17 protein-coding genes are annotated in these 20,748 nt (G+C 68.7%); 10 read left to right on the top strand and 7 right to left on the bottom strand.

What is annotated here, in order from left to right; translation table 11 throughout:
- Positions 1–7 precede the first annotated feature (7 nt).
- A complete protein-coding gene (locus CYFUS_RS40890; protein ID WP_157758948.1) occupies positions 8–1,036 on the top strand; it encodes a hypothetical protein in 1,029 nt (342 codons plus the stop codon).
- Positions 1,033–1,977, top strand: coding sequence for a hypothetical protein (locus tag CYFUS_RS40885; protein ID WP_095990133.1), 945 nt, complete (start codon positions 1,033–1,035; stop codon positions 1,975–1,977). The genes CYFUS_RS40890 and CYFUS_RS40885 overlap by 4 nt, the downstream gene beginning before the upstream one ends.
- A gap of 30 nt (positions 1,978–2,007) precedes the next feature.
- Here CYFUS_RS40885 and CYFUS_RS40880 read toward each other — a convergent pair whose 3' ends face one another.
- The gene (locus tag CYFUS_RS40880; protein ID WP_157758947.1) at positions 2,008–3,117 is read right to left on the bottom strand and encodes a cysteine desulfurase family protein; all 1,110 of its coding nucleotides are present in this window, start codon (positions 3,115–3,117) and stop codon (positions 2,008–2,010) included.
- A 52-nt stretch (positions 3,118–3,169) separates the two neighbouring features.
- Between CYFUS_RS40880 and CYFUS_RS40875 the strand changes: the two genes are divergently transcribed.
- Both CYFUS_RS40875 and CYFUS_RS52035 read left to right on the top strand, forming a co-directional pair.
- Positions 3,170–4,420 (top strand): hypothetical protein, encoded by a 1,251-nt coding sequence (locus CYFUS_RS40875; protein ID WP_157758946.1) that lies wholly within the window; start codon positions 3,170–3,172, stop codon positions 4,418–4,420.
- Positions 4,417–5,439, top strand: a complete 1,023-nt coding sequence (locus tag CYFUS_RS52035) for a PAAR domain-containing protein (RefSeq protein ID WP_198316313.1) — start codon at positions 4,417–4,419, stop codon at positions 5,437–5,439. The genes CYFUS_RS40875 and CYFUS_RS52035 overlap by 4 nt, the downstream gene beginning before the upstream one ends.
- 56 nt (positions 5,440–5,495) lie before the next feature.
- Here CYFUS_RS52035 and CYFUS_RS40865 read toward each other — a convergent pair whose 3' ends face one another.
- Both CYFUS_RS40865 and CYFUS_RS40860 read right to left on the bottom strand, forming a co-directional pair.
- Positions 5,496–6,641 (bottom strand): ArsA family ATPase, encoded by a 1,146-nt coding sequence (locus tag CYFUS_RS40865; protein WP_095990130.1) that lies wholly within the window; start codon positions 6,639–6,641, stop codon positions 5,496–5,498.
- On the bottom strand, positions 6,638–7,558 hold the full coding sequence (locus CYFUS_RS40860; RefSeq protein WP_095990129.1) for an ArsA family ATPase: 921 nt from the start codon (positions 7,556–7,558) through the stop codon (positions 6,638–6,640). Before CYFUS_RS40860 ends, CYFUS_RS40865 begins: the two co-directional genes overlap by 4 nt.
- Positions 7,559–7,718: 160 nt before the next feature.
- On the opposite strand from CYFUS_RS40860, the gene CYFUS_RS40855 reads away from it, so the two are divergent.
- From CYFUS_RS40855 to CYFUS_RS40845, 3 genes are all read left to right on the top strand, one after another.
- A complete protein-coding gene (locus CYFUS_RS40855) occupies positions 7,719–8,018 on the top strand; it encodes a hypothetical protein (RefSeq protein ID WP_002632664.1) in 300 nt (99 codons plus the stop codon).
- Positions 8,019–8,322: 304 nt separating this feature from the next.
- A complete protein-coding gene (locus CYFUS_RS40850; RefSeq protein ID WP_095990128.1) occupies positions 8,323–9,792 on the top strand; it encodes a beta-1,3-glucanase family protein in 1,470 nt (489 codons plus the stop codon).
- Between the two features lie 98 nt (positions 9,793–9,890).
- A complete protein-coding gene (locus tag CYFUS_RS40845; RefSeq protein ID WP_095990127.1) occupies positions 9,891–11,789 on the top strand; it encodes an RICIN domain-containing protein in 1,899 nt (632 codons plus the stop codon).
- A 68-nt stretch (positions 11,790–11,857) separates the two neighbouring features.
- Here CYFUS_RS40845 and CYFUS_RS40840 read toward each other — a convergent pair whose 3' ends face one another.
- Positions 11,858–12,502 (bottom strand): polyhydroxyalkanoate synthesis regulator DNA-binding domain-containing protein, encoded by a 645-nt coding sequence (locus CYFUS_RS40840; RefSeq protein ID WP_095990126.1) that lies wholly within the window; start codon positions 12,500–12,502, stop codon positions 11,858–11,860.
- A 150-nt stretch (positions 12,503–12,652) separates the two neighbouring features.
- Here CYFUS_RS40840 and CYFUS_RS40835 point away from each other — a divergent pair, with 150 nt between their 5' ends.
- Entirely contained in the window at positions 12,653–14,674 is a 2,022-nt protein-coding gene (locus CYFUS_RS40835; RefSeq protein WP_095990125.1) for a zinc-ribbon domain-containing protein, read from the top strand.
- Positions 14,661–15,404 (top strand): hypothetical protein, encoded by a 744-nt coding sequence (locus CYFUS_RS40830; protein ID WP_095990124.1) that lies wholly within the window; start codon positions 14,661–14,663, stop codon positions 15,402–15,404. The genes CYFUS_RS40835 and CYFUS_RS40830 overlap by 14 nt, the downstream gene beginning before the upstream one ends.
- Here the strand turns inward: CYFUS_RS40830 and CYFUS_RS40825 are convergent.
- Complete coding sequence (locus CYFUS_RS40825) at positions 15,401–15,739, bottom strand: twin-arginine translocase TatA/TatE family subunit (RefSeq protein WP_232537096.1); 339 nt, start codon at positions 15,737–15,739, stop codon at positions 15,401–15,403. The two genes, CYFUS_RS40830 and CYFUS_RS40825, sit on opposite strands and share 4 nt — an antisense overlap.
- A gap of 3 nt (positions 15,740–15,742) precedes the next feature.
- On the opposite strand from CYFUS_RS40825, the gene CYFUS_RS40820 reads away from it, so the two are divergent.
- A complete protein-coding gene (locus CYFUS_RS40820; RefSeq protein WP_095990123.1) occupies positions 15,743–16,459 on the top strand; it encodes a glycerophosphodiester phosphodiesterase in 717 nt (238 codons plus the stop codon).
- Here the strand turns inward: CYFUS_RS40820 and CYFUS_RS40815 are convergent.
- Both CYFUS_RS40815 and CYFUS_RS40810 read right to left on the bottom strand, forming a co-directional pair.
- A complete protein-coding gene (locus tag CYFUS_RS40815; RefSeq protein WP_095990122.1) occupies positions 16,456–17,322 on the bottom strand; it encodes a hypothetical protein in 867 nt (288 codons plus the stop codon). The genes CYFUS_RS40820 and CYFUS_RS40815 overlap by 4 nt on opposite strands.
- A gap of 154 nt (positions 17,323–17,476) precedes the next feature.
- On the bottom strand, positions 17,477–20,689 hold the full coding sequence (locus CYFUS_RS40810) for an MXAN_5808 family serine peptidase (RefSeq protein ID WP_095990121.1): 3,213 nt from the start codon (positions 20,687–20,689) through the stop codon (positions 17,477–17,479).
- Positions 20,690–20,748 lie beyond the last annotated feature (59 nt).

Here is a 20,748-nt window from a genome sequence, read left to right as displayed (position 1 = left end):
TTCTAGGATGACTGATGAAATCTCGGCGGGTCTGCGGCGATTCGCCACGCTGCTCGACCGGCTCTGCCCCCGGCATCGCCGGATGCGTCAACACTGCCAGCTTGAGAAGGACGCACCACGGTACGTGAGGGAGTTCTGGGAGGCCGTTGGCTGGAGTGATGCGGTGGGGGGAGGGGGAGACTCGCCCCGGACGTTGCGGCCTGAGCGAGCGGCCTCCCGGTCCTATATGCAGGAGTGTTTCGAGGCTTGGTTCGAGAACGCGGAGATCCGTGATGCCTGGGGCGCGGAGCCGGGAGACTTCTCCGCCGCCTGGAAACGCTTGCCCGAGAAGTTCCGCGTCATCGCGCCGAGCGAGTACGGCTCCGCGTTGATCGATGAAACAACGGGCGAGAATGATCCACTCGTGCATGAACTCAAGCCGACACGGGCCCAGCTCGTGAAACAACCGGAGCATTTCCTCGACCACGTCATCCGCTCCACGTTGGAGCGGGTGATGGGCAAGCGCAAGGCCGCCGCGTACGTGCAGAAGCCCTGGGGGGAGCCCATTCTTGGTGCGGCCTTTCCGGGACTGCGGGAGCTGGCCGAGGGGATTTGGGGGGTTGATAGAAGTCCGCGTGCCCCCGCCCATCTGCTCAACGGCATGCAGATGATCTACTACGAGTCCTTCGAGGGCTACATCGACTTCATCCTGAAGCAACCCTCTGAGCTGCTACCGGGTTTCGGCCCCCCTTCGGGCCAGACCTTCCTCCTGGAGCCGAGCAGCAAGTTCGATCCGGGCAGCCTCGCGGAGCCCGGCTTCCTGCGTTTCGAGACCACCACGCCCCCTCCGCTGAGGCGTCAGGTGAAGCACGCCGTGGGCCGCATCGAGGGCCGAGGCGTCTGGCTCTCCACCAACAACAAGTCATCGACGCTCTGGCTCACCGTGGCTCCCGAGAACCTCAAGGTCACCCTAGATTGGATCAAGCATAACAAGCTGGAACTGCAAGAGCCCCCAACGCCCCTGCCTCCCGACCTCTGGGCTAGTGACGCGTCATGAGCCCGGCTCCCACTCCCGAACTCATCCGCTCCGAGGCGCTCGCGCTGCGAGCGCAAGTGGTGCGCAAGTCGAGGCGCGTCGCCGACTCAATGCGCCCCGTGCGATTGGACGAGACGGAGCCTGCTCTCGTCCGCGCCTTCTGGGAGTCCCTCGGCTGGACGCCCCTGCTGGCGGAGCTGCTGGGTGAACCCGAGCGCGAGAGCGGGCGGAAGAGGGCCGAGCGCTACATGGCGGAGTGGCGCTCCTGGGGCGAGGGCTTCGCGCTGGAACTGAAGGACCTGCCCCGGCACTTCCGGCTGGCCGAGCCCGATCCCAACCAGGGAGTGGGCTTCTCCATCACCAACGAGGACGGTGGCGAGGCGGATCCTCCGGTGCTCTTCATCTCCGCGGACGAGGGCACCGTGCGGCCCTCTCTCCCGGGCTATCTCCGGCTCGCGGGCCACCGGGTGCTCACGTTCGCGCTGGATGGCTGGTACCGGACGCGGGTCGAGACCCAGCCCCCGCTCACCGCCCTGGCGGGAGTCAGCCGTCCGTATCCCCACCTCGTGCCCGCGGCGTTGCGGCTGTCCGAGGAGGTCTGGGCGCTTCCCCTCAATGCCCTGGATGAAGCGCCCGAACCCACCCTGAGCCATGCCCGGTTCGAGGCGCTGCTCGACTGGCTCGCGTCGGCCCGGGACCTGGAGGCCCTCCACGTCCCGCACCTGCCCGGCAGGGTCTGGCCGTTGTCCGTGTCCCTCGAGCACGTGGATGCGGCCCTGCCCGATCTGCGGAAGCTGCGAGGCCTGGAGCAAGGCATGGACTACCGGGTGGGAATGTTGGAGGGGGTGGGGATCCTCCTCGCCGCATCACCCTCCGGTTCCGTGCGGCTCTCCGCCAACGCCCGCCATGCCGGGCACCTGGAGCAGGTGCTGGGTGCGCGTGGGTGGCTCTCCTCCCGCTGAGAGGCGAGTCCGGGGCCGGTATGTTCCGGTTCATGGACGCAGCTCCCCGAGCGCGGACCTCCAGGCCTCCACCGCCTGGAGGATGTCCTCGTCCGTGGTGGTGAGCCCCAGGCTCCAGCGCAGGGCCGTGTCTGCCCTCCAGGGTTCCTCGGGAAAGGCCTCGGCCACCACCGGTGAGGCCACCACGCGCGCCTGCAGGCACGCGGAGGTGCGCGCGATGCAGATGCCCCGCAGGTCCAGTGCGGACTCCATCGTTCGGGCATCGATGTCTGGAATGGAGACATCCAGGATGGGGCCCAACCAGCTCTTCCCCCCGTTGTGAACGAGTTCGGGACACGCCCGTCCCATGACCTCCAGCAGCCGCAGGGCGCGTGCGCGCACCTGGGGGAGCCCTTCGGGCAGCAGGGCTTTGCGCTCGCGGCAGGCGGCCCCCATGCCGATGGCCGCCAACCAGGGAGGAGAACCCGGCGTGGGCTCGAAGGCCGCGGCCACCCCAGCCGCGGGCGAGAAGGCCAACTCCGGAGGTACACGCACCACGGCCGCTCCGGGGGGTCCCCCCAGTTTCTGGGAGGCACAGGCGAGGAAGACGCGGGGCTCCAGCAATGGGCGCACGTCCCGCCACGCCGCCGCCTGCACCGCGTCCACCACCCACCAGGCCCGTGGCGCGAGCGCCAGCAGCGGCGCGAGGTCTGGTGCGGTGCCGAGTTCGTGGTTCATCGCGGAGAGCGCCACCACCTCCGCTCCCTCCAAGTACTTCGTGGCCTGTGCCTCCTCCCACTCTCCCGCAGGGAGTGGCAACCACCGCACCTCCCGGCCCTGCTTGGCCACCTCCTCGAGAGGTCCGCGGACGGCTGGGTGCTCCAAGTGGCTGGAGACGATCGGCCCTCGCGTGTGGAGGAGCGCGAAGCGCAGCGCGTGTCCCAGCGCCGCCGTCCCGCTCGGCTCCCAGCGCAGCTCCGCGTGCGAGCAGCCCAGGTAATCGGCCACGGCGATGCGCGCCTGATCCAGTGCGGCGCGGGCTCGTCGGCCCGCCCCATGTACCGAGGCCGGGTTGCCCCAGCTTTCACGCGCGGCGTGCATCATGGCCTCGAGCGCGGGCTCCATGACGGGGGTGGCGGAAGCATGGTCCAGGTAGATCATCCGCTTTTGACTCCCTCTTGTGCCCACACTACATTCAGCGATTCCTTCGACCATGCAACGAAAACTCCAGGAGTTGCAGGCGACCCTCCGGAACTTCGTCGATCAACGCGACTCGCTCATCCTGGTGGTGAGCGCTCGCGATGACGAGATGGCGTGGGTGTTCAAGACGCTCCAGGGGCTGGACGAGGAGATGGATGCGGATCTGTTCCTGGTATGCGATCCGGAAGCCGGTCCGGTGGCGCAGTACGTGACGGCGGTGAACGCGGGCGTCGCGGCCCAGCTCGAAATGGCCAACACCGCGCGAGCGGCGAAGGGCGGGCCCCGCTGGGCGCCGCTGCCCACGCGATGCCAGGACATGCGCCTTCCTCCGCACACGCGGCTCCAGGCGGCGATGATCCATGTCCGCTCGCTGATTCCCATCGAGGCGGACCATCGGCTCGTCTGGTGCCTGCTGCCGCCGACGTTGAAGGATCGCTCCGGCTACGCGGAGCTCGTCAGCCAGTTGCTCCCCGTGGACGGCTACGAGCCGTGGATGCGCTCGCTGCGCATCATCGTCCGGGATGATCGCTCCGAGCCCTTCCTGGGGCCGCTGCTGCATAGGCTTCGGGCGCCGGGAGTGCTGGTCTACGAGGTGGACCTGAGCACGGCGGCGCTCACCGATGGGCTCGCGCGGGACGCGGTGGATGAGAGCAGGCCCGTGGCGCAGCGGATGCAAGCACTACTCCAGGTCGCGGCGCTCGACTACTCCCACCGGCGCTACCCGCAGGCCCTGGAGAAGTATGGCCTGCTGCACGACTACTACGCGGAGCACGACGCGAAGGCGATGCAGGCGCTCTGCCTGCAGGGCGCGGGTGATGTGTTGCGGCAACTCGGCCAGGCTGAGAAGGCCCGGGAGCGCTACCAGCAGGGGCTCGCGCTGGCCATCCAGACCCAAGCGCTGCCCGTGCTGCTCAACCTCTCCATGGCCGCGGGCGAGGTCTGCCTGGAGTTGAAGAAGTACCCGGACGCCGAGGGCTATTTCGACATCACGGACCGGGTCGCCGCCAAGGCGCTCAACGCGCACGCCAAGGCGGATGCACTGGAGAAACTGGGTCTGGCCCGGGAGTACCAGTCGGACACGGCGGGAGCGCTGCGTGCCTGGAACGACACGGCGATGCTCTGCCGGAGCGTCGGGTATCTGGACAGACTCCGCTCGGCGCTGGAGCGCATGGCGCGGCTCTACGAGAACGCGGGCATGCGGCAGCAGCGGCAGCAGTGTCTGGCGGAACTGAGGGCCCTGTCCGGGCGCGAGGAGGCACGATGATTCCAGGCTCGACAGCGGCCCACCAAGCGGTGCGCCAAGCCCAGCATCCCCCCAGCCCTCCCAAGCCGCTGGTGCAGCCCACGGGAGAGAACGTCGCGCTCGACTCCTTCGCGACGGTGGTCAACCGCACGGCCGCGCCCTTCCAGAACGCGCCTCCCGCCCACCAGGGCTCGGTCGGTGAACTCAATCAGCTCCTGTCGGGTGTGCTGGGCGCCATTGGCGCGCCGGTGGAGTTGCTCAACACGGGCTTCGCGCTGGCCACCAACGCCGTGTCGGCCATGCTGCCCGCACTGCCAGCGGCCACGCTCACGGCCCTGCACGTGGGGCTGCCGCATCCGCACTCCCATCCGCCCAGCCTCATCCCGCCAGCCCCACCCATTCCACTGCCGAGTATTGGCACGGTCCTGCTCAGTGGCTGTGTCTCCGTGCTCATCAATGGCCTTCCGGCGGCGCGCGCCGGTGATGTGGGCGTCTCCGTCACCTGCGGGACCTTCACTCCACCGCTGGAGATCTTCACCGGCTCGAGCAAGGTGTTCATCGGCGGGGCGCGGGCCGCCCGGATGGGGGACATCACCAAGCACTGCACCCCATCGGCGGGTCCGATGTCCAAGCTGTCGAAGGTGATGATGGGCGCGGGAATGGCGGCGGGCGCGTTGAGCGTGGTCACCAACCTGCAGGACGCGGCGGCTTCAAGCGCCGCGCCCGCCGAGTCCGCCGCCGCGGCGGCAGCCAACGCCGCCGCGGCCTCCGGCCAGGCACTGGCGGCGGGAATGGCCGCGGCCCAGCTCGCCGCCGATGCCGCCGCCATGGCCATGTCCCTGTTGGTTGGAAAGGACCCGGGGCTCATCCCTGGCTTGGGGGCCCTCGTCACCGGGCAGCCGAACGTCCTGATTGGGGGCTTTCCCATGCCCCCTTGGGGCGACGTCGCGCGCGGGCTGATGAAGCTGGTGAAAGGCCTGCGAGGTGGGAATCGCGGCGGACACACCCAGGGGCATCAGCATTGCGCGACCTGCTCATGATGGGGGCACGACCCGTGCCCCTGCCATGTGGCTCGCCGTGAACGGCGCTTGTCGGGTCAGCCCTGGCCGGCCGTGAGCTGGGGCGGCGGCAGGGCAATCACCTCTTCGCCCATGAGGAAGCGCCCGGTGCGCCACAGGGCGCCGATGTCGTGCACGTCCATCTCGAAGCGTGGCACCTGGACCAGGGGTGTGCCCTCGCAGGCGGCTTGCAGCTCGAGGATGCCGCGGGCGTCCTGCTCGGCCAGCAGCGTCATCTCCCGCAGCGTCTGCTCCACCTTCGCGCGCCGGGCGGGAATGAGGCTCCGGGCCTCCTCCCAGAGGGAAGCAGGGGGCATCGGGTGGACGCGGTTGACCACCACGGCCACGATTTCCATCCCGTTCTGCCTGAGCAGCTTGTGGAAGTGCACCACCTCGTCCAGGCGCTCCCGGCCGGGGCTGGTCACCAGGACGAAGCCCGTCTGCTCCGCCTCCAGCAGCTCGCGCACGCCGCGCGCCCGCACCCGGAAGCTCTCGTTCATGGGGGCGATGGAGAGCATGAAGGCGGCCAGCTCCTGCAGGGTCTCCGTGCCGGTGAAGCGGGAGATGGTCTTCGCCATGTAGCTGCTGCCCAGGTTGAAGAGCGACAGGCCCACCTTGCCCGCGGCGAGCGCCGGGGTGAGCAGCCACCGGGCGGCCTCGTTGTCCAGGAAGTCCAGCACCCGGTTGGGGGCTTCCAGGAAGTCGAGCGCGTGCGCGGTGGGTGGCGTGTCGAGCACGATGAGCTCGTAGTCGCGCTGGGTGCGCAGCTCCCAGAGCTTCTCCATCGCCACGTACTCCTGGCTGCCGGCGAGCGCGCTGGACAGCGACTGGTAGAAGCGGTTGGCGAGGATCTTCTCGCGCTTGTCGGCGGGGGCGTTCTTGACGATGAGATCGTCCCACGTCTGCTTCATGTCCAGCATCATCGCGTGCAGGCGGGCGCGGGCGGTGACGCCCAGCGGCGCCAGGGCGCTGGCGGGCACCTCGGCCTCCACGTTGCCCAGGGCATTGAGCCCGAGCGAGTTGGCCAGCCGCTTGGCCGGGTCGATGGTGCACACGAGGCTGCTGCGGCCATCCACCGCGGCGCGCAGGGCGAGCGTGGCGGAGACGGTCGTCTTGCCCACGCCCCCCGAACCCACGGACACCAGGACGCGCTTGGACGCGAGGGCTTCCGACAGCGCGTTCATGGGGCCGCCTTCCCCGTCACCAGCGGCTCCAGGTGGGTGATGATCTGCTCGATGGCCGAGCGGTCGAAGCACGGGGTGAAGATGCGGGGCACGGAGTGGACGGGGACGTGCAGGTTGCGCTCCAGCTTGAGCTGCGCGAGTACCGTCTGCGCCGCGCGGGCGTGGTGGGCGCGGGCGAGCTGGAACAGCTCGGGTTGGTCCACCAGGGCCTCCAGATCATCCTCGGTGAAGCGCTCGGGGAAGGTGGCGTTGAGCACCGCCGCGTGGGTGCGCACCCGCACCTGGTCGCGCAGCGCGGCGTGCAGCTCGAGCGTCTCGTTCACCGGCATCTCCTCGGGCAGCGACACCAGCACCGCGGCCGTCACCGCCGGATCCTCCAGGAGATCCTTCATCTTCAGGGCCTCGCGGGACATGGGCCCGGGGGGCACCGTCTGCATGAGCACCTGGGGCACGCGGAGGAAGGTGATGGCGTGGCCCGTGGCCGGAGCGTCCATGACGATCGTGTCCCACAGCGGCTGGCCATCCGGGCGCTTCTCCTGGGCGTGGAAGAGGATCTTCCCGAGCAGCACCAGCTCCTGCAGCGAGGGGATGAAGCGCAGGAAGTAGCGCACCACCTTGTTCTCGAAGACCGTCTTGTAGAGGGTCTCGAAGCGCAGGACCATGAGCGCGTACTCGCGCATGGCCTCCTGGGGGCGCACGTCCACCGCCCACAGGTTGTCTTCCAGGGGAGTGACCTGGGGGCCCACGGGGCGATGTCCGAGCAGGCCGCTGATGCGCTCCTGGGTATTGACCTCGCACACCAGGGTGCGGCGGCCCGCACGTGCCGAGCGCAGGGCCAGGGCGGCGGCGACGGTGCTCTTGCCCACGCCACCCTTGCCGGAAACGATCCACAACCGCTTGTCGAACAGCGCGCCCATCGGGAGGGGGGACCCTAGGGATGGCCCCCCCACCTGTCAACGCACTCCGTCGCGAGTCCGACACACACTTGACACGTCGCGTCGTATGCTTCCAGAGTCCGCGCGATTGAACCCGGGGCTTACCGCGTCCCCCGACAATTCGCGGATTCAAGGAGACCCCATGATCATGAACAACCCGATGGTGAAGAGGATCGTCGAGACGGGCGAGGAGCGCGTGGGCAAGCTGACCCAGCAGCTCATGTCGAACGAGAAGTTCGTCGCGGCGGTGCAGTCGCTGGTGACGCGCTCGCTGGCGGCCAAGGGCACGCTGGACAGCGCGCTGCGCACGGCCCTGTCTGCCATGAACCTGCCGTCCACCGCGGACCTGGAGCAGCTGCGCGCCAAGGTGGATGACCTGGAGCGCCTGCTCACGTCGGTGGAGTCCAAGGTGGACGCGCTGTCGGCCGCCAAGAAGAAGTAGCGGAAGAAGCGGTTCGAGCAGCTCCGCTCGGCGGGCCAGACCCCACTGGACACCTCGCCGAGCGGTCCCCAGCCACCGCATGGTTCGAGCACTCCACGGAGTTGTTCACGGCGGTTGGCTGAACGGGGGTTTCAGCAAGGAAATGAACTCGCGGTGTGGCGTGAGCCCTGACACCAGGTGAGGACGCCCCGTGTCATGGCCTCCGGGCGCTGTTTCTCTTCACGCAATCACACGCGAATCTTCGTTTTTCTGACCCGAATCATTAAGTGGGCTTCTCTTGTCTTCACTATTTGAAGGAGAAGGCATGTCCCACACGGTATTCCGGAATGATCGAGCTGTTCGGACGGGAAGCAGGAGCGCGCTGCTCGCGGGTGGCGCGGGGTTGATGCTGGCGACGGCCCTGGGCTGTGGCCAGATGCCGGAGACCAACAGCCACGAGGACCTGGTGCGCAAGGCGCAGGAGGTCATCGTGGGCAGCCGCATCCAGGCGGAAGGTTGGAACTCCTCGCTGACGACGGCCGGCGCCGTGTTCAACGAGGGCGGCGGTGACGGGCAGTCGGTGGCCGGCCTCCAGGTCAACGAGGTCATCGGCTACAGCGGGGTGAACTTCGGCAGTGGCGTGAACCAGATCCAGGTTCGCGTGGGCGCGCCCTACGCGGGAGGCAAGGCGGAGATCTGGGCCGACGCGGTGGGCAGTGGCACGAAGCTCGGCACGGTGGCGATCTCCGCCGCCACGGGCAGTGATTGGAATACCTTCACCACCCTGACCATCGCCACGCCGGCCATCAGCGGCACGCACAACCTGTTCTTCAAGGGCGTGGCGACGGGCGGTGACTGGTTGTTCAAGCTCGACTACTTCGAGCTGCACAACACGACGGGGGGCGGGGGCACGAATCCTCCTCCGACGGGCACGGTGCCGGTGGTGGTGACGAACAAGTGCCCGTTCGCCCTCAACGTCGTCCTGTCGGGCGTGGGCGACATCCCGCTGGAGAAGGACTCGGCGGGCAACAAGATCTACCGCAACCTCGGCACCGGCGGCAGCTACACCTACTACCCGCCGGGCAACTACCCCAGCGGCCGCGTGAGCGCCTACCGCACGCTGCCCTCGCCCTCCTCGCCGCGCGAGCTGGAGAAGGCCGAGTTCACGCTCGGACCCGACGGCAACGGCGTGCAGAACATCTACTACAACCTCACGTACGTGGACCACGTGGGCCTGCCCATGCAGATCTCCACCGTGGGCAACAACGGCTGCAACATGGCCCAGTGCAACAAGAGCTACAGCGCGCTGAGCACGGCCATCGCCAACGCGTGTCCGGACGGGCTGCGCTACACCATGGGGGGCGGCACCATCTGCCTCGCGCCGCGCTCCTTCTGCATCGACGGGGAGTACGCGAGCGACCCGCGCCGCGCCTCGGTGTGCAACCGCCTGGACAGCGAGATCGCCCGGTGCGCGAGCAAGTACCCCGGCCAGTGCAACCCGGGCTCGGAGAAGACGCCCCAGGTGTACGCCTGCTCGGGCAACTTCTTCTCCCAGAGCGCCAAGTGGTGCTCGGCCATCACGCGCGGCATGGTGGACAACCCCGACAGCACGAACGTGGCCCAGTACTACAACACCGGCAAGCCCTACAACCAGTACGCCAGGTGGGTGCATGACCAGTGCGGCGCGGTGTACTCGTTCGCCTACGACGACTACCCCATGGCGGCCAACCAGGCCGGCTTCTACACCTGCAACGGTGGCCGGCAGCTCAACGTGACGTTCTGCCCCGCGGGCTGAAACCCATCCGTCCTCTTCCTCGACGCCCGGCCCTCCCAGGGGACCGGGCGTCGTCGTTCCTTCCCCCCTGGGGTTCATCACACGAGATCGATCGACCCATGACTCCCTTCAAGAAGAACACGCGGACGGGTATCACGATGGCGCTGTGGGGCTTGTGCGGGCTGGTGCCCTCGCTCGCCGCGGCGGCGGGTGAGTCCGTCCAGGTCTGGCTGACCACCACCTCGGGCAGCTCCCTCTCCAAGCGCTTCAACGCCGAGGCGAACAAGACCTTCGGAACGCAGAGCGGCACGTCGACGACGATCGACATCACCGAGTCGACGACCTACCAGACCATCGATGGCTTCGGGGGGGCCCTGACGGACTCGTCCGCGTGGCTCATCTACAATTCACCCCAGCGCAACGCCATCATGAACGATCTGTTCAGCGTGTCGGCGGGCGGGGGCTACGGCATGGTCCGCCTGCCCATGGGGGCGTCGGACTTCGCGCGCAACAACTACAGCTACGACGACACGTGCTGTGACTTGAATGGCTTCTCCATCAACCACGACACGGCCTACATCATCCCGCTGCTCAAGCAGGCGCTCCAGCTCAACTCCGAGCTGAAGATCACCGCCGTGCCGTGGAGCGCCCCCGGGTGGATGAAGTTCAACAACTCGTTCACCGGCGGCGGCTACCTGCGCAATGACCTGTACGGCATGTATGCCGATTACTTCGTCAAGTTCCTCCAGGGCTACAAGGCGCAGGGCTTGTCCATCCACTCGGTGAGCATGCAGAACGAGCCGCACAACGCCAACAGCACGTACGCGACGATGCAGATGGAGCCGGCGGATCAATCCAACTTCGCGGCCAACAACCTGCGGCCCGCGCTCGACAACGCGGGCTTCGGCTCGGTGAAGATCTTCGCCTGGGATCACAACTGGTACGACGGGGGCGTCCCGGCGCGCTTCCCCTACGACACCATGGCCTACAACAACGGCCAGGCCCAGTCGGCCATCGCGGGCGTGGCCTGGCACTGCTACGAGGGCCCCGAGGGCAGCTTCAGCGTCCAGAACGACTTCCACAACGCCTACCCCAACGAGGAGATCCACTTCACCGAGTGCTCCGGTGGCGAGTGGGCGAAGGACGCGGCGGCCAACCTGACGTGGAACGTGCGCAACCTCGTCATCGGCCCGCTGCGCAACTGGGCGCGCAGCTCCATGTACTGGAACATCGCGTTGGACCCCAACCACGGCCCCTACACGGGCGGCTGCTACGACTGCCGCGGCATGCTGACGGTGAACAACTCCACGGGCACCTACACGAAGAACGAGGACTACTACTCCTGGGCGCACTTCGGGAAGGTGGCGCGCGCGGGCGCGGTGCGCATCGGCTCGACGAGCCTGGGCAATGGCAACATCGAGACCGTGGCCTTCAAGAACCCGGACGGCTCGCTGGCGCTGGTGGCGCTCAACTCCAACGCCAGCCAGACGCTCACCTTCAAGGTGCGCTGGAACGGCCAGTCCTTCGACTACTCGCTGCCGCCGCGCTCGATCGCCTCGTTCAAGTGGAAGGCGGGCTCCTCGGGGGGCAGCACCACCGCCTACCGCATCGTGAACAAGTCCACCGGCAAGTGCGTGGACATCGAGGGGCCGAGCACCGCGGATGGTGCGAAGATCCACCAGTGGGCCTGCCACACCGGCTCGAGCCAGCAGTGGACGCTCCAGCCGACGGACGGCGGCTACTACCAGATCGTCTCGCGCTACAGCGGCAAGGCGCTCGACGTGGCGGACGTGAGCACCGCGGACGGCGCGCCCGTGCAGCAGTGGGTCTGGTCCAACGGCTCCAATCAGCAGTTCAAGACCGTCTCACTGGGCAACGGCTACGTCCGGATCGAGGCGCGCCACAGCGGCAAGGTGCTCGACGTGACGAGCTGCACGAGCAGTGGGGATGGGACGAAGCTCCAGCAGTGGACGTGGTCGAACAACGACTGCCAGCAATTCCTGCTCGAGCCGATCTGACGACCCCCGGGACTGGGTGAGGAGGCCCCCGTGCCTTTTGGGCGCGGGGGCATCGCCCCCTCCACGGCTCAGGACTGCTTCTTCTTGTCCATCTCATCCAGCTTCTTCTCGAGCTCCTCGAGCCGCTGGGTGAGCACCTGCATGTCGCGGCCCATCGCGGGCAGGTTGCCGGCCAGGTTCTCCACGGCCTGCTTGACCCGCTCGTCGATCCGGCGCTGCCAGTCCTCGAGCGCGCGCTGGCTGGCCTTGAGCAGCTCCGCCGCTCCGCTGGGGGCCGGTGCCGTGGCGCCGCTGGCGTCCTCCTGGGGAGCCGCGGGCTCGCCGCCCGGCGTGGTCTCCTCGCGGCGCAGCAGCTTGTCGAGCCGGGACTCGGCCTCCTCGCGGATGGAGGCCACACGGGGCGTGACGGCCTTCTGGATGAAGTCCGTGAGGGACTCGCCCGGGTGGCGGATGATCTCCCGGAGCACCGTCAGGGGCATCCGGTTCCGCTTCTTCTCCTCCTCGAAGATGATCTGCGCGAGCGTGACCGAGGTGAGGTCTTCCTTTGTCTTGTTGTCGACAATCTGGACCTCCACGCCTTCCTTGATCATCGCGGCGATCTCGTCGAGGGTCACGTACCGGCTCTCGACGGTGTCGTAGAGCTTGCGGTTCGTGTAGCGCTTGATGACCTTGGGCTCCTTCGCCGGCACGCCTGCCTGCTCTGGCTCGCTCATAGTTTGGTTTCTCCGCGACGCATCGTGACGTTTGCGTACTCGGGTGGGACGCCAGCCTGTAGCAGAGGGGGGGGGGGCGGGCAAGCCACGCGACGGGTTGCTCGCGATGGTCTGCTCCTGCCTCTATACTTCGGCTCAGGCCGAGCCCTAATGATCGTCAAGTGTGAGCAGTGCGAGACGCGGTTCAAGATCCCCGATGAGAAGGTGACGGAGAAGGGGGTCAAGGTCCGCTGCACCAAGTGTCAGCATACGTTCCGGGTGGTGCGCGAGGAGGCTTCTCCCGCCGTGCCCGCACCGGCCGTGGTCGCCCCCGCGCCGGTGGCGAAGCCCGCGATGGCTGCCCGTGTGGGCACGCCCCTCGAGGTCCCACGGGCCGCGACTCCCGCGACGAGGCCCGTCCCGCCTGGCGTGAAGCCGGCCCAGGCCGCCGCCCCGCCGGGTCTCGCCGCCGCCCCGCCGGGTCTCGCCGCTGCTCGCGGCGGTGCTCCCGCGCTGCCTCGTGTCACGTCCATGGATCCGCCGCGGACCCCCGCGACGCTCGATCTGGATCCGCTGATGGAGTTCGCGGGGGAGACGTCGTCGGCGTCCGCTCGGCCACTGACTCCCGCGCTGTCGCTGTCGTTCGACGAGAAGAATCCGTTCGCGACGGTGGATGCGCCCGCGCCGAAGCAGGCCGTGGCCAGGCCGCCGGCGCCCGTGCGCGCCGCTCCGGCGCCGAAGCCCGCCCCGGGGCTCGCGCCTCCGGTGCCGGCCCAGGTTCCCACCCGGAGTCCCACGCCGGTGGCCATGCGCGCCGCTCCGGCGCCGAAGCCCGCCCCGAGCCCCGCGCCGGTCCAGGTTCCCGCCAGGAGCCCGGCGCCAGCGCCCGTGCGCGCCGCTCCGGTTCCCCTTTCCGTCGAGGAACCGGATCCGTTCTCGCTGCCTCCGGACGACGAACCCGACGTGACGACTTTCGATCCGGATCCCGCCCCGGCGGAGGCCCCCGCGTCGTTCGCGGCGGCGGATCCGTTCGCGTTGCCGTCGGACAATGCGCCCGCGGCCCCCGTGTACGAGGAGATGGAGGGGCTCGAGGGCAACAACCCGTTCGTGTCGTTCGTCCCCCCTCCGGTGGCTGCGCCACCCCCACCCGCGCCGCCTCCTCCCGCTCCGGTGCCCGTGCCGGTCCGGAGCGCGGCGCCCGTCGCGGCCCCGGCTCCCGCCAGCATGGGCGGGTTCGAGAGCGACAACCCGTTCGCCGCGTTCGATCCCGTGTCCGCGCTGCCTCCGGCGGCCGCGGCGGCTCCCGCTCCGTCCATGCCCTCGGGCATTCCGGATTGGGGGGCTCCCGCGCAGCAGGGCATGCCTTCGGGCATTCCGGACTGGGGGGCTCCCGCGCAGCAGGGCGCGCCTTCGGGCATTCCGGACTGGGGGGCTCCCGCCGGGCAGGGGAATGCCCCGGGCGGGCCTTCTCCGTTCCAGGACTTCCGCGGGCCGGACGCCACGCCCTCGGGCCGGGGTGCTCTCGCCGAGCCGCCGGCGCCCAAGCCCGCGCCGCCGGTGGTGGCCCCGCCCGAGGCCCCGGCGGCAGCGGCGGAGCGCCCCGGTCCCGGGGGGCTCGTTCAGTGGCTGGCGGCGGCGGCCGTCCAGTTCGTGGTGGTCGTGGTGCTCCTGGTCGGGTTGCTCGCCGTGACCCTTGCCTCGCTCAACGAGGGCCGGGTGGAGTTGTCCGATCTGTCCGTCGCGCGCATTCGCGAGTGGTTGTCGCCCACGACGCCGCTGGTGGCCAGTGACGTCTCCAATGGGCTCTATGAGGTCACGGGTGGCAAGCCCCTCTTCTTCGTCCGGGGCGAGGTGGTCAATCGTGGCGCCACGCCCATCCGGGTGAAGGCCCGGGTCTCGCTGTTCGATGGGGAACAGCGGGTGTTGTCGTCGGAAGGGCTCGCGGGCCCGCCGCCGACGCCCGAGGATCTGCACTCGGTGCGCACCGCCGCGGACGCCGCCGCGCTGCGGACCCGTCTGGACTCGGCCGCGGAGGCGGTGGCTCCCGGCTCGCACACGCCCTTCGTCGTCTTCTTCTTCGAGTACCCCGAGAACCTGGCGGACCTCCGGTTGGAGGTGACGCTTGAACCCCAGGACGTGGCGGCCACCACGGGAGGCGTTCGGGAGGGAAGCGCGGGCAATGGCCAGCCGTGAGGAAGCCAAGGCCGTCGTCCGCAGGCTCCATGCCCTGGGCGGGGGAGGTGGGGAGATCGTCCGCAAGGCGGCCGCCCGGGAGATCGCCCGGCTGGATCCGCTCGATGCCAACGAGCTGATCCACCACGTCATCCAGCTCGCCCGGGGTGGCTGGGAGCCCGCCACCTGCGTGCTCTCCTCCTTCGTGGCGGCGCTCGGCAGGGAGTCCGCGAGCATCCCCTACGCGGACTCCCTGCGCCGCATGGCCGAGGTGCAGTCCCTGGAGTCCGTGGCGGACTTGTTCCAGACGGCGCCCGCGCACAAGGAGTTCGACGAGGGCGCGGCGGCCCGGGCGGACGCCAAGGCCTTCACCCAGTCCCTGGGCCACATCAAGCAGCAGGCCCGTCTCACGAGGGATCCGGACGTGCTCGCGCGGCTGTCCGCGGTGAGCAATCCGTCGGTGATCCGCAACGCGCTGCTCAACCCCCGGCTCACCGAGGAGATCGTGGTGCGCATGGCGGCCCGCCGCCCCGCCCGGCCCGAGCCCCTGGTGGAAATCTGGAAGTCGACGCGCTGGTCCTCGCGCCACGCGGTGCGCCGCGCGCTCGTCTTCAACCCCTACCTGCCGCCAGAGGTGGGGGTGAAGATCGTCCCCCTGCTCAACGGGAGTGACCTGGCGGAACTCGCCGCGGACTCCTCCGTGCATGCCTCCCTGCGCGAGCAGGCGGCGCGTCTGCTCAAGGGCGGCTAACCGCGCTTGGGGCCGGAGTCGTGGTGGTAGTCGGCGTCCGTGACGTCCTGGCCCCGCTTGTTGCGGGGCAGGGGCTTGGCGTCCACCAGGTCTCCACCCTTGGAGGCCTTCTTGAAGGAGTAGACGAAGCGGCCCACGGCATTGCCGAGCTGACCCATCCGCGCGGCGGAGAACACCACCACCAGGATGAAGCCGATGAAAAACAGTTCTCCGAGCCGCAGTCCCAACATGAGCCGCACAGTGCAGCAATGCCCCGGGGGAGGCAAGCCACGTGTCGGCGCCTGGATGGCCCACCAGAGGGCTCGCGCCTGGGGCCGGGCTGTCGCACACTCCACGGCATGCTCCTGCTCGCCCACCGTGGTGCCAGCGCCGATGCCCCGGAAAATACCCTCGCCGCCTTCCAGGAGGCCGTGACCCAGGGGGCCGATGGCGTGGAGCTGGACGCCATGGTGTGTGGCTCGGGCGAGGTGGTGGTGTGCCACGACGAGCACCTGGAGCGGCTGGCCGGCCTGCCCTGGGAGGTGCGCACCACCTCCTGGTGGAAGCTGAAGGGCGCGGACGTGGGCAGCCGGCTCGGCTTCGCTCCCGCGCGCATCCCCCTGCTGGAGGAGGTGCTGGACGCGCTGCCCGCGCACTTCCTCGTCAACATCGAGCTCAAGTGCGACCACTTCGACGATGGAGGGCTCGCCGTGAAGGTGGCTCGGCTCGTCACGGAGCGGCGGCTGGCCGAGCGGGTCATCATCTCCAGCTTCAACCCGGTGTGCCTGTTCCGGACCGCCGCCGCCGCGCCCTCGCTGCGCCGTGGCTTCCTCATCGATCCGGACAAACGCTGGGGTCCGCAGGCCCACGGCCTGGTGCCGCTCGTCTCCTCGCACTCGGTGCACCCCTTCCACGAGCAGTGCACTCAGGAGCGCGTGGAGGAGTGGCGCGAGCGGGGGCTGCGCGTGGCGGTGTGGACGGTGGATGACGCCCGGCGCGCGCGCGAGCTGAAGGCGATGGGCGTCTCCTACCTCATCACGAACAGGCCGCACGCCGTGCGCGAGGCCCTGCGCTAGAAGTCCAGGCCGAGCGTGGTGCTGAAGGCGAACACGGGGGCCAGGGCGCGGTTCTCCGTTCCTGCCGCGTTGGTGGGAATGCTGCCCTGGCTGCTCAGCGACACCTCGGCGCCGATCTGCAGCGCGCCGCCGATGAAGCGTCCGCCGGCGTAGAAGCGGGTGTTGATGTTGTCCCAGCCGTTCACTGGCGTGTAGGCGGCGATGTCAGCCGGCTTGCCCGTGGCATCTAGCGGCCCGAAGCCGAGCAGCTCCGACTTGGCGGCCACGCCCACGAAGTCGATGCCGCCGTAGGGAGTGAGGCTGATCATACCGCCGAGCGGGAACTGCTTGCCCACGTTCACGTCCAGGCCGCCCGCGGTCAGGTGGAAGTCGCGCGTGTTGAGCAGGTGCGTCACGTGCGCGCGCAGGCCGATGTCCGGCAGCCACGGGATGAAACCCTCGTTGACGGCCCACTTCACCTCGCCGGTGGCGGCGAACAGGTTGCTGCGGTCCAGCCAGCCCACGCGCGCGCCCAGGTCGATGGAGAAGGGGAGTCCCTTGCGCACGTGGATGGAGGGCACCAGGGCCGGACCCTCCAGCGCGTTCACCATCGGCAGCTTCACCTCCTCGGGCATGCTGACGACACCCAACTCCAAGCCCACGGCGAAGCCCGCGTGCCCGAGTGTCTCCGGAGGCGTCAGGTTGGTCGCGGTCATCATCGCGCCCAACGTGCGCGCGAAGGCGCGGAAGTTCGTGTTGGGTGCCGAGTACTCATCCGTACCCGGATTGCCGAGCTTCGACAGCTCGATGTCGTTGCGATCCGCGTACGCGGCGGGACCGCCCACCAGCACCGCGAGAGCCATCCACCGGCTGAACGTCCGCATCCTCAGAACCGCCTCCCAGGCGCACGTGCTGGCCGACGGCGCCAAACGGGGGCGACGCTAGCGTGCGCGAGAGTGGAGCGTCAATAAAACGGGCGGCTTCCCGCGGAGTCCGTGGACTCCGCCGAAAGCCGCCCGGAGACAGCCAACGGAGGGCCTACTGCTTGGCGGCCGTGCCCGGAGTCGCGAGCTTCTGGGCCACCTCGGCCGGACGGCGGCGGATGAGCACCGCGCGGCGGCTGGCGAAGTCGGAGCTTTCGCGCGCCACCACCAGGACGCTGTTGTTGCCCTCCTTGAGCGCGAACTCGGTGGAGAACTTGATCTTGTGCGGCGTGCCCGCCTTGGCGTTGGTGTCGGCTCCCTGGAAGTAGACCTTCTGGTCGTTCACCAGGACGTACATGTCCAGCAGCCCCTGCGCGTCACTCACCTCACCGCTCAAGGTGTACTTGTCGCCCGTGGCCACCAGTCCGCCCTGGCTCGGATCCACGTCGAGCTTGATCTCCGGCGGCGAGCGGCGCGACAGGTGCGCGAACTCGGGCGTGGGGCCGGCCTTGGCCGTCGTCTCGCGGGCATCCTGGGTGCGCACGAAGACGAAGCGCTCCTTGTCGAGCGCCACCCGGTAGAAGCCCTTGGCCGCCGCCTCCACGGCCAGCGTGGCCGCCTTGGGCAGCCGGCCCACCACGGCGGCGTCCGCGCGCGGCTCGGCCAGCAGCTCCGCCTTGTCCGCCACCTTCACCGAGCCCTTCTTCGCCTCGAACTTGAGGGCCGGGGCGTCCGTCACCGGCAGCTCCAGCTTCTCCATGGCCAGCTCCTCGAGCGGCTCGTCGAGGACGGCCAGCTTGAGCTGGAAGTGGTCGTCCTTGAGGGCCTTCTTCACCGCGAGCTGGAAGCGCGCCGTCTTCGTCTCGCCCGGGGCCAGCTCGCCCAGCTTGAAGCGGCCCTTCTCGATGAAGATGTTCGGCTCGCCCGCGTTCTTGATCTGCGCGAACGAGTCGAGCGCCTTGCCCTTGCCGGTGTTCGTCACGTCGAGGATGACGCTGATGTCCTCGCCGCGCTGGGCGACGCCATCGCGGTTGCACGTGTCGCAGTCATCCACCACCTGCCAGTTGAAGGCGAAGGCGGGGCGCGGCAGCTCCACGAAGCTCAGCTCGCTCACCAGGTTGGTGGGCAGCGTGCCGTTGTCGTCGAGCACCTTCACCGTCACGTCATCGCGGCGCGAGGTGAGATCCTTGGGCAGGCGCACCTTCACCTTCCAGGTCTTCTTCTCCCCGGGGGCGAGGCTGCCGATGAGGAACTCGCGGCGGTCGAGGTAGTAGTTGTCGCTCTCGGTCCAGGCGCGCACGCGCTTGAGGGGCTCGCTGCCCTTGTTCTCCGCGGTGAAGGCCATGTCGAACGTCTCGCCCGCGGTGATCTTCTGGTCCACGGTGGGGCTGAAGGAGGTGGCGAGCTTCACGTCCTTGGGCGTCGGGCCGGCGCTCCAGTCCACGCCCAGGGCGGCGATGGCCGAGTTGATGCGCTGCGCCTCCTCGGCGATCTTCTTCTCCACGTAGTCCTTGCCCTTCTGCAGCATCTGCTTGCGGTCGGTGTAGGGCACCTGGAGCACGTAGTCGCGGGCGAACTGCACCTCGAAGTCCTCCTTCACCTCGTCCTGGCTCTCCGCGTCGAGCTGGTCATCCAGCTCCTCGCTGCTGCCCACCGAGTCCACGTCCAGCAGGTGGCTGCCCGCGTGCGCCTTGGGGTCCTCCTTGGCGCCCTCGGGGTTCTTCGCCGCGTCCTCCTGCTTCTTGGCGATGGCCTGCAACTGCTTCTGGTCCACCTTGAGGTACTTCACCGACTCGAGCGGCTTCTCGCGGCCGAGCACGTCCTCGCGCTTCTTGGCCACCGACTCGGAGTTGGGGTTGCCGAAGTGCTGATCCAGGTCCGCCTCGCCAATCGTCTTGCGGGGGGCGAACACCACCACGCGCTCGTCGGTGACGGCGGAGGGGACGAGCTCGATGTCCGGAACGATGCCCACCTCCTGGATGGAGACGTCGCCCGGGGTGAGGTACTTGGCGATGGTGAGCTTGAGCGCGCTGTCGTCCGGGAAGTCATAGAGCACCTGCACGCTGCCCTTGCCGAACGTCTGGCGGCCGATGATGACCGCGCGGTTGAGGTTCTTGAGCGCGCCGGCGACGATCTCCGAGGCCGAGGCGCTGCCCGCGTTGACCAGCACCGCCACCGGATAGGCCTCCTCGCCCTCGTCCGCGTGGGCCTTCTTCTCCTCGCGCAGCTTGTCCGACAGGCCCACCGTGGAGACGATGGTGCCGTTGGACACGAAGGTGTCGGACACCTGGATGGCCTGCTCGAGCAGACCGCCCGGGTTGCCGCGCATGTCGAGCACCACGCCCTTGAGCCCGCCCTTGGCCTCGCTCTGCTTGCGCATCTCCGAGAGCGCCGCCTGCAGGTCGCGCGTGGTGTTGCCCTGGAAGTTCTTCAGCCGCACGTAGCCCACGTTGCCGGCCAGCAGCTTGTGCTGCACGCTGTCAATGGAGATCATCCCGCGCGCGAGCGTCATGGCGCGCGGCTTGTCCCAGCCCTTGCGCTCCACGGTGATGGTGATGCGGCTGTCCACGGGGCCGCGCAGCTTGGACACGGCCTCGTTGAGGTCCATGTTGACCGTGGACTCCTCGCCGATCTTCTTGATCTGATCGTCCTTGAGGATGCCCGCGCGTTGCGCCGGCGTCTTGGGCAGCACCTTGACCACGGTGAGGTTGCCCTCGCGCATCTGGATGACGAAGCCCAGGCCACCGAACTCACCCTTGGTGGACAGCTTCATCTCCCGGTACACCTCGGGGCGCAGCAGCACCGAGTGCGGATCCAACGTGGAGAGCATCCCGTTGACGGCCGCGTACTCGATGTCGCGCGTGTCCTCCATGGGACGCATGTTCTTGTTGATGAAGTCGAAGACGTCCTTGAGCGTGAAGGACATCTTCCAGAGCGAGTCCACGTGGCTCAGGTCGAACTCGCGCAGCTTGCCGTTGACGTTCACGTTGAGCTTGCCCGTCTCGGCGCTGCCGTCCACGAGCACGTCCGGCACGCTCTTCTCCACGTACTCCAGCGCGGCGATCATCATCTCCTTGGGCCGCACGCGCTTGGGGTCGACGTAGTTGTCCTTCACGTAGAGGATGACCTTGGTGAAGACGCGCAGGGAGGACAGGTCGTGCTGCTGCCCACCGTTCTTCTCCCCGGTGGCGCGGGCGGCATCCGAGCCCGCCTGGCCGGCCTCCGCGGCCCCCAGGGTCAGGGGCAAGGGGGCGCGGTCATTGCCAACGAGGGCCCAGGCGCCCAGCAGAACGGCGACGGCGGTGATCCGGCGAAAGAATCGCGGCATGGTTCATCCAGGTGAGGCCCGTGAGCCTCGGGGTGATGCGTGAAAACCCAATGAAATCG

This window comes from Cystobacter fuscus, assembly GCF_002305875.1.
GTDB lineage: Bacteria > Myxococcota > Myxococcia > Myxococcales > Myxococcaceae > Cystobacter > Cystobacter fuscus_A.
This window is presented reverse-complemented; position numbering and strand designations above follow the sequence as displayed.